Origin of the sequence: Dendronalium sp. ChiSLP03b, from assembly GCF_034531165.2 — a bacterium.
Lineage (GTDB): Bacteria > Cyanobacteriota > Cyanobacteriia > Cyanobacteriales > Nostocaceae > Dendronalium > Dendronalium minutum.
Map to the genome: position 1 here is coordinate 1 of NZ_JAVRBR020000071.1, position 17,583 is coordinate 17,583.

Below are 17,583 nucleotides of genomic sequence, written 5' to 3' on the forward strand. Positions count from 1 at the left end.
CACCATATATTTTGGTCTTGTTCTCTACAATAAATATCTCAAACCCTTATTTGCTCATATAGACTAGTTGATTCGCAATGCTTGCATTTGCACCCTAAAAGCTAGTCACATAAAGGCTTTGATAGTTATTGGAAATGTCTAACTTTTCTACCAATACGCGACGGATCTATTCGTGGTTCTGCAAAGAGATTAAGAATAAGTGTTAAAGGATTGTCTGATTCAAAATCAAAATTGTCTACTTTATTAGGATCTGTATTTATCAAAGGTTCAATTGCAAAATTATCTATTCGCCTTTCACCATTTGCTTCAACAATAAATCTAGCACTATCAGAAATTTTAAATGCCATCGAGTTGTACGCCCAAACCCGATCTAAATAATCATCAACGATGTCATTATAATTTAATTGTACCATTTTCCAATAAATGACATCTGAACGCAAAATAAGATTATTTATTTCAGGTTTTGTGTAAGTTCTAGGCGAAATTGAAGTATTTAAGTTGAAAAATCTTTTTATTAGCTCAAATTGGCTTCCGACAGCAAACCTACCAGGATCCTTCATTAACTCTACTGAATCAACATTTACTCTAATAACGGTATCTTTAGGTCGGATCAAACTACTATCTAATAAATTCACAGGAGTTGTTAACTGACCATACAAATACAAATTTGTAATATCATTTTTGTTCAAAATTGCCATTATAGTTATCCAATAATTTCAGTTATGTTAGTTAACAACTATTAATCGAAAATCACTTCTTTTCCACAGTTTTGCAATGCAATGCCAGTAGTGATTTCTTGAAATCTTTCCAAGCCATTTTCATCTAAATAGCGCACTTTGAACTTAATACGTATCCCCTCGCCAGAATGAAGCCCAAGTATACGAGTCAAAAAAGAATCTGATGGAGTCTCAGTACCACCAGGAGGACTAATTGTACAACAATCAGGATTCTCTTTAATATATTCCTCAAAACTTTTATACTTGATAAATTTGCGATCTTCCATTTTACCTGCAATTTGAATACGTAGTTTTTCTGCATTATTTAGAGAATAAAAAGCCAATTTTATCTTCTCTTCATCGCTAAGATAGCGCATCTTTGCAAAGCAGAAACCTGAATAATTTAAGCTAAAGTATATGCTTAAAAAAGTTAATGGAAATCCAATTAAAAGGAAAATAGCTAAAAAACAGGTGCGGTGCATTATTGTATTTGTGGTAATCTACATAGTTCTTTAGTAAAAAATTTTACAGTTAAATCCAACTCCTAGCTAAAAGAATTTGTAGTAATCAAAACTTGCCCCTATAAATACAAGTTTATTATTAATCTCCGATACATTATAGTTGTTTACTAAGTATAGTATTTCTCGCTTTGTACGGTATAAAGACACATAGCTATACGCTCCTATAAATAAATTTCTGTACTTCCTTTAATTATGAATCTTTATAAAACGGAATGGATAATGGACGACCACAGTTCCGTAAAGTATTTCCAAAACGTACTTCTTGTACTTTCTGATTACCGTTATCATCTAAATAACGCACTTTGAAGTTAATAACTATCAAATTGCGAAAACCACGTCCGGTTATACGATCTAAAAATAAAGGCTTTTCAATAAATAAAGACTGTGCAATCTTATATGTTTCACCATGAATGATAGAACAGCAGTCTGGATTTTCTTTAATATATTCATCAAAACTTGCATACTTGATGTGTTCGTAATATTTGACTTTTTGACCTACATATACAGGTAATTCATCCTCCCTATTGTTATAATCAAAAGCTATTCGTAACTTTTCTTCATCACTTAAATAACGCATCTTTGCAAAACAGAAACCTGAATAATTTAAGCTATAGAATATGCTCAAAAAAGTTAACGGTATTCCGATGAAAATGAAAATAGCTAAAAAGAGGATACGGTTTATCATGTTTTTTAGTAATTTACATGGATTTTGATTAAAAATATATTAAAATTAAACCTAATTTTATTCTTAAGGATTTATATGAATATACAATTGTGATTTATTTTTTAAAATTTTTGAGACTCAAATTGCTTTTGTATATATAAGTTTCAACTTTCAACTGAGATATTGCATCATTTTTGTTGCTGAAATCAAATATTAAATAGCCTTAAAAATATAATCAGCTATTTTTATTTAAGCTGTATTTATGAAATTTTCAATTACTAGGCAACAAAATTTTGCAACTTGTACGCTAAAAATTTGCAGTTAATGGGTGAGCCTACATCACTTCTTCCGAAACATGTAACTTGAATCCTGATTAGCTTATACTTTTATAGTTTTCCAGAAGTATCAAGGTGAATTCCATTGGTTCAGCCACCAGAAATCCAGGAAACTTCATCGATGCAGGCAATCCGGCGGGTACTGGAGAGTTTGAGAACTTACCGCTGGACTTCGCTGGGAGCTTTAGTCAGCCTGTTGCTATTGACACTTGCCAATGCGCTGACTCCGCAACTATTTCGCTGGGGAATCGATCGCGGCATTGTTACAAAAAATTTACAAATTGTCCTTTACAGCGCTGCCTGGATGGTAGTTGCTGCGATCGCTCGTGGTTTGTTTAACTTTGGGCAAAGCTATTTAGCAGAAGCAGCGTCTCAAGGTGTCGCCTATGATTTGCGGAACAAAATTTTCAGCAAAATTCAAAATCTCAGTTTCAGCTACCACGACCAGTCACAGACTTCCCAACTGCTAACTCGCGTCACTAGCGATATCGAGCAGATCCGCACATTTATTGGCACTAGCCTGATTCAGGTCATCGGTGGAGTTGTCACATTGGTAGTTATAGCGGTGATTTTGCTGGTGATGAACTGGCAACTAGCGCTCATTACACTGACCGTAGTGCCTTTAGCTGGATGGTTGATGGCGCGATTTATCAGCCGCAATAACGGACTGTTCCGGCAGGTACAAGAGCAACTAAGTGACCTGAATGCCGTATTACAAGAAAACTTGGTAGGGGTACGAGTGGTGAAAGCCTTTGTGCGGGAGTCAGCCGAAAGGTCGCGTTACACAACCTTGAATGATACTCTGGTCAAGGCAAACATGAAGACCATTGCTGCCATCCGCAATACTTTCCCATTTATCTTTTTGCTGAGTAATTTGGTAACAATAGCAGTTTTTGGCTATGGGGGCGCACAGGTAATTGAGGACAGGTTCTCTATTGGCGAATTAGTAGCGTTTAATTCTTACCTCGTATTGATTCTCCAACCAATTTTATTGATTGGATTTGCTGCCCCAGCGATCGCTCAAGCGGCTGCTTCTGCCGAACGGGTCTACGAAGTGGTGGATGCAGAAATAGAAATTAGCGATCGCCCTGGTGCTATTCCATTTGATACTTGCGCTGGTAGAATCACTTTTGAGAATGTTTCCTTCCGTTATCCTGGCGCTACAAAAGAAGCCCTCAAAGGAGTTTCTTTTGAAACCAAGCCCAACGAACTAATCGCCGTTCTAGGAATGACAGCTTCTGGAAAAAGTACGATTATGAATTTGCTTCCCCGCTTTTATGATGTCACTGGGGGAGCGATTCGCATTGACGGTCGAGATGTGCGGGACTTCAAACTGAAAAGTTTAAGAGCGCATATTGGCATTGTCTTCCAGGAAACCACATTGTTCTCTGGCACTATCCGCGAGAATATTGCCTATGCCAAACCCAATGCAACTATGGAACAGGTGATTGAGGTTGCCAAAACTGCCCAGATTCATGATTTTATCGCCAGCCTACCTGACAGCTACGAGACAATCGTGGGTGAACGCGGCATTGGTTTGTCTGGGGGACAAAAGCAACGGATAGCGATCGCCCGTACCTTACTGACCGATTACAGTATTCTGATTTTGGATGACAGTACATCGGCTGTGGATGCCAAGACTGCCGCCCAGATTCAAGCCGAACTGGATGGTCTGATGCGTCAAAAGGCTTGTACAACCTTTGTGGTGGCTCAACGCATTAGTACCGTACAGAATGCCGATCGCATTTTGCTGATGGATAAAGGAAGATTAGTCGCCCAAGGAACTCACGAGGAATTAATGCAAACAAGTTCGCTTTATGGTGCGATTTTGGAATCTCAGGTGAAGCAAAAGGAGAACAAATGAGAGGTATTGGCCCGGTTGTGGCATCTGAGCAACAAGCAACTCAGCAACTCTCTACGCTACAACGTTTTTTACAATACTTGCGACCCTATCGCAAAGAAATTCCCATCGCCCTGACATTAGTCATGATAGGGGCTTCTACCCAGGCAATTGGGCCTTTCTTAATCGGCTGGTCAATTGATAATCTAATTGCACGGGGAAATCTGCGGGGATTGCTGCTGGTATTGGGTCTACTGGGGCTAATCTATGGACTTGGTGTCTGGGCAATTAGAGGTCAGATTATTCGCGTCGGCTGGATTATGCAGCGGTTGCTGGGGCAACTAAGGCAAGATATTTTTACTAAAATCCAGAGTTTGCCACTCAGCTTTTTCGATCGCAGCGAAGCAGGTGATTTAATGAGTCGCCTACTGAATGATGTTAATACTGTCAATCAGGCATTTGGACAGACGATTGCCCAAATGCTGGGTAACATTTTCAGTTTGGTGGGTATTGTGATTGCGATGTTTGCGATTAACCTGCGACTCGGCTTGTTAAGCAACCTAGTCGTGCCAGCGATGATTTTGACCACAAGCTTTTTTGCCCGTTGGGCAAGAGCTAAATTTCGCGTCACCCGCCAGACAATCGGCGAACTTTCTGCAAAGTTGGAAGAAGACATTGGCAGTGTCCGAGAAGCCCAAGCATTTAATCGTGTACCAATCAATATTGAAGAATTCAACATTCTCAACGCTGCCAATCGCGATGCCAACGTCGAAGCAGTGGCAATTACCGCTGCTTTTTTGCCGTCAATCGATTTTCTCAACACCCTAGCAACCGCAGGTGTGCTGGCCTATGGTGGCTATCTTGCCGTCACGGGAGCCGCAACGGTGGGTGTAGTGACATCCTTTTTACTTTACGTGCAGCAGTTCTTCCGCCCCATTCAAATCCTCAGCCAGTTTTATACTCAGGCTCAATCTGCTTTCGCTGGATTAGAACGGATTTTTCTACTGCTGGATGAACCCTCACAACTTCAAGATGCACCCAATGCCATTGAAATGCCACCGATTCAGGGTGAGGTCAAATTCGAGAATGTCACGTTTGGCTACAACCCACAGCAACTTGTTCTTAAAGGAGTGAATTTACACGCCTATCCAGGACAGATGGTGGCGTTAGTGGGGCCAACTGGCTCTGGCAAAAGTACGATTATTAACTTAATTTTGCGCTTCTACGATGTGTCTGGCGGTGCTGTAAAAATTGATAACATTGATGTGCGTAGTGTCACGCAAGCTAGTTTGCGCCGTCAGATTGGTATCGTCCTACAAGATAATATTTTGTTCAGCGGTACTGTTGCTGAAAATATTGCCTTTGGTTTACCGCACGCCACCCAAGCCGATATCGAAGCGGCTGCACAGATGGCGAATGTGCATGAGTTCATTACCTCACTACCACAAGGTTACACAACTCAATTAGGCGAACGGGGTGCGCCCCTCAGCCAAGGACAACGGCAACTAATTAGTATTGCGCGGGCAGTGTTAATTAACCCCCGAATTCTGATTCTCGATGAAGCAACTAGCAGTATTGATACCCGTACAGAAGCGATGGTACAAGAAGCGATCGCTCGTTTACTCAAAAATCGTACTAGTTTCGTAATTGCCCACCGTCTCAGCACAGTTACTCAGGCAGATCGAGTATTAGTAATTCAGCAGGGACAAATTGTCGAACAGGGAACTCACGCAGAACTAATTGCTCAACAGGGTGTATATGCGAACCTTTATGCACTTCAACTGGGTGCAACTGATGCAATGGAGATACATTAGACATCTGGTAGGAGCGAACGGTTGTTCGCCCTCACTTCATTGGTAATTGGTAATTGGCCCATTACCCATTACCAAATTTTTCATCTGCCGCCGCAGTTAAAACTTCTTTAATAGTGTTCAATAATTCTTTGATAGTGTAGGGTTTTGTTAAAAAAGCTTGCACGTCAATATGACTATCTTTTAAAAGCTTGTGATTGGATGCAAGTCCGCTGATGACAATAATTTGGACACTTGAATTGATTTGTTGCAGAACGCGAATAGCATTTAATCCATCTATTGATGGCATTTGTATATCCATCAACACTACACTGATTTCATTTTTGTTTTGGACATAGAGTGAGAAGGCATCAAAACTATCACTGGCTACTAGGACTTTGTAATTGAACTGTTCTAGTGAGGTTTTGGCAACATCTCTAACAAATGCTTCGTCATCCACAACCAAAATTAATTCGCCGTTTCCTCTAACCATCTCGGATTCATCAGTTTCTTGGGTTACTGATGTCTCAGTGGCGCTTAAGTATACCTGAAATTGGCTACCCTCTCCTACCTCGCTATATACTTTGATAAAACCACCGTGGTTTTTGATGATACCAATAACAGTTGAAAGCCCTAATCCAGTGCCTTGACCCTGTTGTTTGGTTGTGAAAAAGGGTTCAAAAATTCGCTCCAGTACCTCTTGTAGCATACCGCATCCTCTATCAGACACGGTTATAACTACGTAATTACCAACTTTTGCCTCTAAAGCCATCTTGGCATAGTTTTCATCAACGTAGAAATTTTCCGCACAAATAGTTAATATGCCCCCCTGTGGCATGGCATCACGAGCATTTACACACAAGTTCATTAACACCTGATGTATTTGCGTGGGATCTGCCGAGACTTTCCAAAGATTTGGCGTTGTGATATTAACGCAGATTTCAATTGATTTGGGAAATGTACTTTTGACAACTTGCTCAATTTCCTTGAGTATGTGTCTTGGTTGTAGAGAAACGCGCTTACCTTCTACTCCCCGTGCAAATGCTGTAACTTGCTTAACTAGTTCGCTACCACGTTTAGAGTTGTTTTCTAGGATATTCAGGAGTCGTCGATTTTGCTCATTCAGATTGGGAAGTTTCAGTGGCAGCAGTTGAGCAATTGTCAGAATGGGTGCCAGTATGTTATTTAAGTCATGAGCAATACCGCTTGCTAGAGTACCTAAGCTCTCTAAGCGTTGTACCCGATAGAATTGGGTTTCGAGTTGTTTTTTCTCGGTAATGTCGGTATTAACAGTGAGGATGGATTTTGGCTGTCCTGTATCATCGCGGATTAGCGTCCAGCGACTAGAGACAATGATTTCTTGTCCGGATTTTGTGACTTTATTAAGTTCGCCTTGCCATCCTCCTTGCTCAACAACAGTTTTGAGAGCCTCTTCCACGGATGTAGAAATTTGCTTGTATGAAAACTCACGAAAGTTTTTGCCAAGTACTTCTGCTGCTTGCCAGCCGTACATACGCTCCGCACCAGAGTTGCAGTATAAGATGCGACATTCTAAATCGCACACAAAAATGGCATCAATGGTGACATCAAGCAAAGCAGCCTGCTCTTGGATTTTCTCTTGGGCTTGTCGCTGCTCAATTAAGTCAGCAGCCTGACGCGCTAGCAAATCCAGAAAACGCAATTCGCGATCGCTCGGTTGGTGATGGTTGCGCCAATGGGTTGAAACCATACCAATCGGTTTTCCCAATCGAGAGATCAGCGGGGTTGACTGGGCACAGAGATACCCAGCGTTGAGATGCATTCGCAGATAGCCATTCGGGTCGTCGCTTTCTGGGACATCAAAATTAATCAAAGAGCGCTCGCCGATTGCCAGGGCAATACCACAGGACGTGTTGCAACGGGTGCCAACCCGATCGAAATGCTCGGTCAGCGTCTGGTTAAAGTTCTGTGATGCCAGCAGTAGCAGTTCTTGTGTCGGTTCATGCAAAATTTGGAAACTACCGCCATCCGCCCGCATCAGCGCGATCGCCGCCGCCACAATCTCATTGTAAAGCACCTGAATGTTGTCTTCGGATCGTGCGCTCACCTCACGCAACAGTTGCGTATCTTTCAGGTCTGCCGCAACGGCTGCTTCGGCGCGGGCGCGTTCTAGCCGGGGGAAAATGCGGTTGGTGACTTCACAGATTAGCTCGATTTCATCTTCGCGCCAATCGCGGGCAACAGAATCATAGACGGTGAACGAATATTTCCATTGACCGTCTCGATGAAATGGCACGCTGACAAACGACTGCTTATTAAGCGCGGCAAAGCGGTGTTTGTCGGTACGCGGGTCGGTCTGGGTATTGCGAATGGCAACGGTTTCTCCGGCCCGAACCGCTTGCCGGAGTTCCTCGGTAATAAAATCCGAGAGCCGATGAACACCGATCGCGTCCGGGGTATCTGCTGTGTGCCAGGTGTATTCAACAATCGCCCGATCCTGCACTTCATCGATCTCGATAAACGTACAGTTTGAGATGCCAAGATAACTGCCTACTTTCGCGCCAACCGCTTGCACGATCTCATCAGCGGACGACAGACGCGATAAATCTTCAGCGATTTCTGATAAAAAGGCAGCGTTGGCTTCGCGGCATTTGCGATCGCTAATATCAAAAAGCATCCCTAACATTCGCACTGCTTGACCGGAATCGTCATAGACTCCTCGACCCCTAGCCAGCAACCAGTGATGGCTACCATCAGGATGAATCACGCGGTATTCAGTTTCGTACTCAGTCTGGGTATCAAGAGCATAGTTAATTTCCTGCTCAACTCGCTCAATATCTTCAGGATGAACGCGATCGCGCCATAGTTGATAGTTAGCCTCAACAGAGTTTGGTATGAGACCGAACAAATGGTAATGGTTTTCGTTCCAGATCACTTTATTTGTAGCAAGATTCCAGTCCCAAAAACCCGTGTCAGTCAAATCTAGGACAAGCCTGCGCTGCTCCTCGCTCCTGCGTAGCGTCTCTTGTGCCTGTTTATGTTCGGTAATATCCTTAACCATCACAAAATCGGCAAGTTTTCCCGACCAGATAATCCGACTGCTGGTAATTTCGACATCAATAATCGAGCCATCCCGCTTGCAGTGTCGCCATTCTCCTTGATAAACAAATTCATAATCATTGAAGCGATATTGCTCAATCCACTCCTGGTAGTTAGGAATATCTTCAGGTGGGCGAATATCGACAAGAGTCATGGACAAAAATTCTGATTCAGAATACCCATAGTGAGCGATCGCAGCTTGATTAACTGCCAAAAAGCCCAGGATTTGGGGATCGAAAATCCACATGGGATTAGGATTGCGTTCAAATAACAGCCGATACTGTGATTCAGACATAGCCAGCCTTTGTTCAGCTAGCTTGCGATCGCTAATGTCGCAAAGCAGCCAGCGCCAGCCCACTTGCTGACCCTGTTCGTCATGTATACTAGTGACGGCAAGCATCGCCGGGAAAGGCTCTCTTGAGGGTGGTTTGAGGTAAACTTCCCAGCCCTGCGCCTCTTGCAACTGCGCTAATCGAGTCCGAAAAGCTTTGCGTTCTGGCTCGGCAATAAAGACAACCAATGGTTTGCCAATTAAATACTGCTGTTGTGTGGAAAGCAAGGTTGCTGCTGCCTGATTTGCCTGTTGGATACTTCCCCGAATGTCAGTTACTAAATAGCCATCTGGAGCAAACTCGAACAAATCATGGTAACGCTGACGTTCCAACTCTATAACTTGACGACTTTCAATCAGTTCTTCGTTTGAAGAGCGCAGTTCCTCTTCAATGATTGTCAATTCCTCTAAGGCTGTTTGCAATTCCTCATTGGCTTGCCGGAGTTCACTAGTTTGCGTTTTTACTCGTCTTTCTAACTCGTCGTAAACTTGTTGCAATACTTTGTAAGCTTGCTGACAAGCAGTGAGATCCTGAAATACCTTATTTTCACCCACTTACTTTCCTCCACGACTTTACTTGAAAAACAAAACAAGTAAACTAAGCATCGAGAATAGTTTGTTATGTGTTGACTTTTTATTCTTAAAAACTTTTTGCCACACAATCAGTTATACATTTTCTGAGAAATTACTACAATTCTGTACAAGCCTTTAGATTTATTGATTTTAGATAATAGGATGCCAAAATTAACAGTGGGTGAGGTCACCCTTATCCTGTCAGAGTTTGGCAAGAATTTTTCACAGCTTGTCAAACCAATTCGCAATTATATTCCACCCTGTTCGCGCAGCGTCTTGTAGGGAAGGCTCTAAATTTATCGCAGCTTTGTTAAGTGTTTGCAATGTTTGCTGATGCATCTGTAATCACCGCGCCAAAATTAAGGTAAGTTTTTCTAGCCAGGGGATTCGCTGATGAAACCAACTTCGCGATGGCTTATCCAGATTAAGCGTAAATTGTGGCATCAGCGAAATCGCAAAACTAGTAAAGTTTTCCTAACTATGCTGCTAATATGTTTGGTGGTGCGATCGCTTCCTTATTTTGCGCCGATTCGTGCCGCAGATATTGCCCAAAATCAATTGGCAATGCAATTTAGCGATCGCAACAATTTACCATTGGGAACATTGCTCACCCGCGACCAAGAGCATACAGCAGTAGTACCACTAAATCAAGTGTCTCCCCAGTTTATCCATGCCATTTTAGCTGCTGAAGATAGTAGCTTTTATAAGCATGGGGCGTTGGATATGAAAGCGGTTGTCCGCGCCATCAAAGAAGCCATTCACGCCAAAAGAATTGTTTCTGGTGCTTCCACAATTACTATGCAGTTGGCGCGGATGTTAGATCCTTCTCCTCGTACCCTGTTAGGTAAAGTACGTGAAATTTGGTTATCTTGGCGATTAACAGCAGGAATGAACAAAGATGAAATTCTCTTTGCATATATCAATCGGCTGCCAATGGGAGGAAATATATATGGTGTGGAAGCAGCAGCCCGTACTTATTTTTCCATCCCAGCTAGCGATTTGAATCTTGCTCAAGCCAGTCTTCTGGCGGCTATTCCCAATAATCCTACTTATTTCGACCCTTTAGCGCATTGGAAACGGTTGCAGCAACGTCAAAGATACGTTCTCAATCGTATGGTACAGGATGGTTATATCACTCGCGCCACAGCAGAGCAAACCTACACTGAAAAGGTTGTCTTTCAGTCTCGCCAAAGAGGAATTATTGCCGCACCACATTTTTTATTTTGGTTATCGACTCAGCTACCGCCACAGCATTCATCTCCCATCCGCACTACTATCAATCGTCCTTTGCAGCAATTTGTAGAAGCACAAGTGCAGCAGGTACTTTCTTCCCTGGCTGCTAACAATGTCCATGATGCAGCTGCTTTGGTGATTGATAACCACACTGGGGAAGTTTTAGCTTATGTCGGTTCGCCAGATTACTTTAATGAATTAAAACTGGGACGCAATGATGGAGTACAGGCACTGCGTCAGCCAGGATCTACGTTGAAGCCTTTTGTGTATGAGTTAGCTTTAGAAAAAGGTATGATTCGCCCGAATACTATTTTGGCAGATGTACCAGCCCACTACGCAATTCCCGGTGCGAAACTCTACAGCCCGACAGATTATACCGAAAGTTTTCTTGGCCCGGTACGGGTGCGGGTGGCTTTAGCTAATTCCCTGAATGTACCAGCAGTGCGAGTACTAGAAAAAGTAGGCGTGCAAACTTTCTTAGAACGTCTGCATCAGCTAGGATTTGCACACCTCAATCAAACTGCTGAATATTATGGTTTAGGATTGACTCTCGGTAGTGGCGAAGTCAGTTTATGGGAACTCGCCCGCGCCTACCTCAAACTAGCACGACAAGGACAAGCCATACCCCTAATACCTTGTACAGACGCGATTAATCGCGTCTCTACTCCCAACTCCCAACTCCCCAACCCCACAACATGGCAACTCATCACCAACATGCTCGGTGACAGTCATGCTCGTGCCACAGCCTTTGGTGTAGACTCGGTGTTAAACTTGCCTTTTCCCACTGCCGTTAAAACTGGCACTTCCTCAAATTTTCGCGATACTTGGACTGTGGGTTTTACTACCGATTACACAGTTGCCACTTGGGTAGGTAATTTCAATGGCGAACCGATGCGGCAGGTATCTGGTGTTACTGGGGCAGCACCATTATGGAATCGGATTATGTTACACCTGCATGAACATCAAGAACCAGCGGGTTTTCTGCCTCCAGAAGGTTTGGTGCAACTACCGATATGTGCAATATCTGGTTTACGACCAACGCCAGATTGTACCTCTGTAGTGCAGGAATATTTCTACCCGGAAGATAAAATTGCCTACGATACTCAAACCGATTTTAATTTGCCGCCAGAGTATGATGAGTGGTTGGCAAGACAGCAACAATCGAGTTTTGCTGCTAACAATTTGAGAATTTTATCTCCGCACAATGGTGATTTATTCTTGCTGTATCCTGGTGCCCAAATGCAGCAGAAATTGGAGTTTAAGCTGGCGGGAACCAAATCTGCACCTGTAGAGTGGTGGCTAAATGGTGAAAAACTAGATTCCCAGTCGGCTAATACTTTATTTTGGGATCTGCGTCCTGGTAACTGGACTTTAGAAGCCAGAAGTGGGGAAATGAGCGATCAGGTGAGTTTTCAAGTGGAGTTGGCTAATATGAAACCTACACGTCGAGGTTTTTCTATTGTTGATTCTAAAGTAAGAAGCGATCGCCAATAATGAAAAGTGGGACGATTAACAAGATAAATAGTAGTATTAGCAATCGCTCACTGGTTGTTTTGCAACTTCCCCTGATGCCTGATGAGTCTGAATAACCACTTGGAGGTTTTTGATCTTTAGGTGGTTGGTACGCCGACAATGCAGATTGAGTTACACCCAATATGATACTCAAAACACAACTTATTAATACTCTGGCGTTCAGAAGCTTGTTTAAGTACTTTTTTTTGTCTGTCATCATTATAGTCACTTCATTTTTATAGAGATACACTAAACTCCAAAGTGACAATAAAATTTTTTGTATATTTTGTCTTGCCATGTTGGCATAAGTTTAGTTTTACTTTAAATGATTACCATAACCAAAACCTTTTTATAGACCAAGATAATTCGCAAAGAGTGCCTCTAGGAGAAAGAGACACTCGCCGAAATTTCCCTTTGAATTGTCGAGCTAAATTTCTAAACTGTTGTGTTCCTCGACCTTCTGTAGATGAACTGATGCCTAACCCGTCATCTGTGATGCTAAGAGTGTACCAGCCTTCAAATGAAGAGCAATTAACTTCGAGACGGGTTACTCCTGTGGCGTGTTTGCCCACATTGCACAAAGCTTCTTCTAGAAATCGGCAGAGACTTCGTTTTTGTTCAATAGTTAAGTGTCGCTCATCTATAGGTTCAAAATTCCGAATTTTAATTCTGATGGTTTTAAAGCAGGGAAACTCTCGCTCTAAAGTATGGTTGTAAACTTGATAGAGAATTTCATGAAGAGGGTCTTGCAAATTTAAGACTAGACTTTTTCCTAAATAAAGACTAATATCTTGATTTAGTGGTTCTCTTTGCAAAAATTCATAAATTCCCCGTAACTCGTGATTCAATTTTTCTAGTTCTTGTTCTATTTCTGGCAGCAATTCGTTAATTGGCACATCCCGATCTCGAACTAATTTCAAAACTTTAGCTAGGTTTTGCTGGGGGCCATTGTGAATTGTTTCAAATGTGCGTTCAATAATAGCTTGGCGGGCTTTAATTCCCAACCGCAAAGCTTGGTCGTGTTGATATAAAGCCGTGAGTTCTACACCATTTAAGGCTAAAACGATGAGTGCTGGTATCACTGGAATCCACCAACCCCAAATCAGCAGTAAATAACTGACGAATACTAGACTAAAGCTAGCAAGACCAACAACTAAAAGATTTATCAGAGGAGATTTGGTCAGTCTCGCACTAACAATTCCTAAAAAACCCCAGGCTACAATCCAGATATATTCCCATACATCTAACCAAGTATTCAACATTGGTCTAGAGTCAAGTGCTGCACTGATAATTTGACTAACAGCATGAGCTTGAATTTCCAATCCATAAACTCGCCCTGTTGCAGGTTTAATAGATTCAATGGCTGAAGTAGTGATGAAGTCTTTACGACTGGGCGAAGTTATGCCAATAATTACGATGCGATCGCGTATCCAGTCTGGATTAAATTGCTCGTTTTTGAGAGCGTGCAAAGATAAGGTTCTAAATCTTTCTCGACCACTACGAAAATTGAGTAGTACCTGAACTCCACCCGCATCAGTTCGCACATATCCGCCGGAATTGGTCAAAAACCGAGGTAATTCAGTATTTCCGAACCTCATAGCAGCGCGATCGCGATTTCCGTTTTCTAAAGTAATTCTTTCATGAGCTAAATAAACTTCTGCTAAACGCACAGACAAAGAAAATTTGTATCCTTTAGGTGTTGGTGTTCCCAACAAGCTACGCCTTAATTTGCCATCAGTATCGATAATTTGATCTGCAAAACCAATTTGTTTGGGTGATAATTTTGGTGGTGGGGCAATTTCGTCAGGTAATACTTTTTCAATAGCGATTAAATTTTTCAGATTTGAAAAAGCTGCAACTAGTTCAGCATGTCCGGGGTTAACTGGTAAATCCCTATAAATATCAAGACCAATAACTCTAGGCTTATATGTCTGTAATTTAAATAGTAGCTGTGCCAAGTCCCGATCTGAGATGGGAGAATCTACGGCATACTTTTTGCGAGTGCGGATATCATCTTCATTAATCCCCACAAGTACGATTCTTTGCTCTATGGGTTCATCCGGACGCAGACGAAGAAAACTATCAAAAGCTAGCCACTCTAAAGATTGCATGAAACCAGTGAGACGAGCAATAATCACCAGCGTTATCACTACAATACCTGGTAATGCACCTACACGCAAAATGGCAATTTCCTCTTGAATTCTTCTCCAAAGTCTAGACCGCATAAGTGTTTGCCTTAGTTTTTAGCTACTTCCAAAAAATTAGCAAAAACTAATAATATTAATTAATAAACAATTTGCATTTATGAAAAATAGTATTTTCTAATATGAAAAGCTTACAATATCACTACTGTAGCAATTTGTGGGTAAAAAAGATATAGCAGTCCTAAATCATTCGTGACAATTTGAGATGTTGCGATTTCCCTGTAGTCCCTTTGCTAAGAGAGCGACGGCGCTAGCCAAAGGGTGAATTTTCTCATAACTTATTTAGGATTATTCAGGTAAAGTGATTAGCATTGAAGAAGAATACAGAATTCAGTAATGTTTTAGTGGTCTTATTAAAAATTATCAACCTATGTTGATATAAAAATTTAAGATATTAGTACATTATTTTGCTTAATCAATTAATCCTTCTTCTCTAGCTCGCATTTCAGTTTGGATGCGGATATTTTTACCCTCTTCAGGATAAACATTTAAAGCATCTTGCAGCTTACTCCAGTAATGACGCACCATGCGTTCAGATATACACATCCGTTCAGCAATGGTCTTATCTTGTAATCCTTCTCCAAATGCTAAAGTTAGCATCCTGAGCCACTCTGGTTTAACTTCTAATCCCGAATGGATTCCTTTAATGTCTTTTGTATGAGTTAATCCCTGTAATGCCCAATCAACTCTGGTTAACATTTCTTGGGTGGAAAGACTTTTATCTGCGACTGTAAAGCCTCCTTTATGACTATCAATATCAGGTCTAATCCTCACTAGCGTTCTGATATTAGCGCTTTGGACAACAATATTGAGAGTAGGATAGTTTTTCATCAAGGTTCTTAGTAGTTGAACACCTGTATCAGGCCTAGCTGTCGTTCCAGGGTTATTTGGAATAGAAAGATCCATAACTACCAGATCCGGCTGTGAGGTAGTAAGTCGATTGAGAGCGTTCTTAGCATTTACAGCAACAATCAACTCAGCATCAGGGTAATGTTTTTGCAAGACATTAACAGTTCCACCCAAAACTGATTCGTGGTCATCAATTACCAGAATTTTAGGCAATGCCTTATCTGTTAAAGTGTTTTGCATAATTAATATCCCACCTAGTGAATACGTAAATAACAATTTTTGAGTTGTATATGCACTAATAAGGAAATTTATTAAATTATATAGTATTTTTAATAATTCAGTAGATGATTTATATATCATTACGATTTTAAATATAATTGCTTCTAAATTTTGAGTTGTACATTTTTTTGTTTTTAACTAAACTAAATATTTATTGTTTTATATAAAAATAATAAAATTCCCTAGTATTACTAGGGAAACACAGAATTCGAGGAGAAAAAACTACATATTATGGTGACAGATGCTCACAAATCAGTGATTAATCTAGCCTTTCTTAACATAAATTGTAGTACTGTATCTTCTTGAGAAATTATATCAGCTTTTACCTCCATCCCAGATTGGATATGACACTGGCGATCGCCATTTCCAAATGTCAGGCTTTCGGGTTGGATAGTTGCTTCAAAGAAGCTAGGAGCAGGAGTTGTAGATCCTGATTTTGCTGCATCTGTATTGTTGTTTGTAGATGTAATTGCGTCTGGAGAAACAGTTTTGACAACACCTTTGAGAGTCCCATAATCAGGATAAGGACAGGCATCAATTCGCAATTGCGCTTTTTGACCAATTGTGACATTTTTGATCTCCTGAGTGGGAATCATGGCTTTAATGACTAGAGGAGCATTATTAGGAGCGATTTCAGCGATCGCCTCGCTAGCGCGCAATACTTGGCCGGGGTTTCGCAAATTGAGCTTGAGGATGATACCATCACTACTTGCTCGCAGAATAGTATCTTGCATCTGACGGGCAACTTGTAGGAGTTCTTTTTGAGATTGTCCGAGTTGGTTTTGGATTTCAACTCGCCGTTGAATTAAGGCTTGTTTTTCTTTTTTTAAGGTAGCGATAGTTGCCCTACCTCTAGCAATTTCTTGGGCAATGCGTTCAGTCGCGATCGCCACCATAGCATTGGTAGGATTAATAGCGGCGCTAGCTGCTTGCACTTTGGCTTGAGCAATATCAACCGCTTTTTTTTCAGCTTCAAGTGTGGCTTGAGTCTGGGTGACAATTAACTTTTTCTGCTCAAATTCTCGCCTACCAATTGCGCCAACTTGTGCTAGCTGCTCGTAGCGATCGCGATCGACTTGTGCAAAACTTAAATCGGCTTGAGCTTTTTGCAAATCGGCTTGAGCTTTTTGCAAATTTGCTTGGGCTACCAGTAATTCGCTCCTAGTGGTAATTTGTCGCTCTTGATACTCCCGTTGACTGCGTTCTAAATCTGCTTTAGCAGAGACAATTGTCCGGTCTGCTACTATTGCTTCAGCGAGAATTTGGGTATTTAAGGCACTGATTTGAGCATTAATTTGCATGATTTGTAACTTATCCTGTTGGATATTATCTTGCAATTGGCTCTTTTTGATTTGCAGTGGTTCGTCGTCAAGGCTAGCGATCGCCTCCCCTTGTTTTACGAGTTGATTTTCTTTAACTAAAATAGTTTTAACAGTCCCTTCAACTTTTGGTTGCACTAGCCGAATTTCTCCTGTAGGACGCACAGCAGCAGCAACTTTTACCGTCACGTTGTATTTCATCCATGAAGAGAGACTAATAGCAGTACCAACACTTACAATAATAGAAAGTCCTGCTAAAGACATCCAGGGACTAACGGGTGGAAGAAACTCTTCACTTTGAACAAATGGCAGAAGTTTTTGATTATGGGTATAGAGCAT

At 41.5% G+C, this 17,583-nt stretch carries 10 protein-coding genes; 3 read left to right on the forward strand and 7 right to left on the reverse strand.

Annotated features, from left to right (window positions below; translation table 11 throughout):
• Positions 1-125: 125 nt before the first annotated feature.
• The 3 genes from RMY31_RS18310 to RMY31_RS18320 all read right to left on the reverse strand — a co-directional run bounded on the left by RMY31_RS18310 (position 126) and on the right by RMY31_RS18320 (position 1,922).
• Positions 126-698 carry a hypothetical protein gene (locus tag RMY31_RS18310; RefSeq protein ID WP_322660667.1) on the reverse strand — a complete coding sequence of 191 codons (573 nt, stop codon included), beginning with the start codon at positions 696-698 and terminating at the stop codon, positions 126-128.
• A gap of 41 nt (positions 699-739) precedes the next feature.
• On the reverse strand, positions 740-1,198 hold the full coding sequence (locus RMY31_RS18315; protein WP_322660665.1) for a hypothetical protein: 459 nt from the start codon (positions 1,196-1,198) through the stop codon (positions 740-742).
• Between the two features lie 229 nt (positions 1,199-1,427).
• Positions 1,428-1,922, reverse strand: a complete 495-nt coding sequence (locus RMY31_RS18320) for a hypothetical protein (RefSeq protein WP_322660663.1) — start codon at positions 1,920-1,922, stop codon at positions 1,428-1,430.
• Between the two features lie 435 nt (positions 1,923-2,357).
• On the opposite strand from RMY31_RS18320, the gene RMY31_RS18325 reads away from it, so the two are divergent.
• Together RMY31_RS18325 and RMY31_RS18330 are read left to right on the forward strand one after the other, a co-directional pair.
• Complete coding sequence (locus tag RMY31_RS18325; protein ID WP_409878075.1) at positions 2,358-4,100, forward strand: ABC transporter ATP-binding protein; 1,743 nt, start codon at positions 2,358-2,360, stop codon at positions 4,098-4,100.
• Complete coding sequence (locus tag RMY31_RS18330) at positions 4,097-5,890, forward strand: ABC transporter ATP-binding protein (RefSeq protein ID WP_322660657.1); 1,794 nt, start codon at positions 4,097-4,099, stop codon at positions 5,888-5,890. The genes RMY31_RS18325 and RMY31_RS18330 overlap by 4 nt, the downstream gene beginning before the upstream one ends.
• Positions 5,891-5,951: 61 nt before the next feature.
• On the opposite strand, the gene RMY31_RS18335 is transcribed toward RMY31_RS18330, so the two are convergent.
• Positions 5,952-9,830 carry a PAS domain S-box protein gene (locus tag RMY31_RS18335; protein ID WP_322660655.1) on the reverse strand — a complete coding sequence of 1,293 codons (3,879 nt, stop codon included), beginning with the start codon at positions 9,828-9,830 and terminating at the stop codon, positions 5,952-5,954.
• A 411-nt stretch (positions 9,831-10,241) separates the two neighbouring features.
• Between RMY31_RS18335 and pbpC the strand changes: the two genes are divergently transcribed.
• Complete coding sequence (pbpC, locus tag RMY31_RS18340) at positions 10,242-12,575, forward strand: penicillin-binding protein 1C (RefSeq protein WP_322660653.1); 2,334 nt, start codon at positions 10,242-10,244, stop codon at positions 12,573-12,575.
• A gap of 347 nt (positions 12,576-12,922) precedes the next feature.
• On the opposite strand, the gene RMY31_RS18345 is transcribed toward pbpC, so the two are convergent.
• The 3 genes from RMY31_RS18345 to RMY31_RS18355 form a co-directional block, all read right to left on the reverse strand.
• Complete coding sequence (locus RMY31_RS18345; protein ID WP_322660651.1) at positions 12,923-14,818, reverse strand: CHASE2 domain-containing protein; 1,896 nt, start codon at positions 14,816-14,818, stop codon at positions 12,923-12,925.
• A 390-nt stretch (positions 14,819-15,208) separates the two neighbouring features.
• On the reverse strand, positions 15,209-15,886 hold the full coding sequence (locus RMY31_RS18350) for a response regulator transcription factor (RefSeq protein WP_322660648.1): 678 nt from the start codon (positions 15,884-15,886) through the stop codon (positions 15,209-15,211).
• 284 nt (positions 15,887-16,170) lie between these two features.
• Positions 16,171-17,583 carry an HlyD family efflux transporter periplasmic adaptor subunit gene (locus tag RMY31_RS18355; protein ID WP_322660646.1) on the reverse strand — a complete coding sequence of 471 codons (1,413 nt, stop codon included), beginning with the start codon at positions 17,581-17,583 and terminating at the stop codon, positions 16,171-16,173.

Bases quoted from the DNA above. Each gene is read 5' to 3' on its own strand.
- RMY31_RS18325 (WP_409878075.1), top strand. From the start codon at position 2,358: ATGCAGGCAATCCGGCGGGTACTGGAGAGTTTGAGAACTTACCGCTGG.
- RMY31_RS18345 (WP_322660651.1), bottom strand. From the start codon at position 14,818: ATGCGGTCTAGACTTTGGAGAAGAATTCAAGAGGAAATTGCCATTTTG.
- RMY31_RS18355 (WP_322660646.1), bottom strand. From the start codon at position 17,583: ATGCTCTATACCCATAATCAAAAACTTCTGCCATTTGTTCAAAGTGAA.
- pbpC (WP_322660653.1), top strand. From the start codon at position 10,242: ATGAAACCAACTTCGCGATGGCTTATCCAGATTAAGCGTAAATTGTGG.
- RMY31_RS18315 (WP_322660665.1), bottom strand. From the start codon at position 1,198: ATGCACCGCACCTGTTTTTTAGCTATTTTCCTTTTAATTGGATTTCCA.
- RMY31_RS18350 (WP_322660648.1), bottom strand. From the start codon at position 15,886: ATGCAAAACACTTTAACAGATAAGGCATTGCCTAAAATTCTGGTAATT.
- RMY31_RS18310 (WP_322660667.1), bottom strand. From the start codon at position 698: ATGGCAATTTTGAACAAAAATGATATTACAAATTTGTATTTGTATGGT.
- RMY31_RS18330 (WP_322660657.1), top strand. From the start codon at position 4,097: ATGAGAGGTATTGGCCCGGTTGTGGCATCTGAGCAACAAGCAACTCAG.
- RMY31_RS18320 (WP_322660663.1), bottom strand. From the start codon at position 1,922: ATGATAAACCGTATCCTCTTTTTAGCTATTTTCATTTTCATCGGAATA.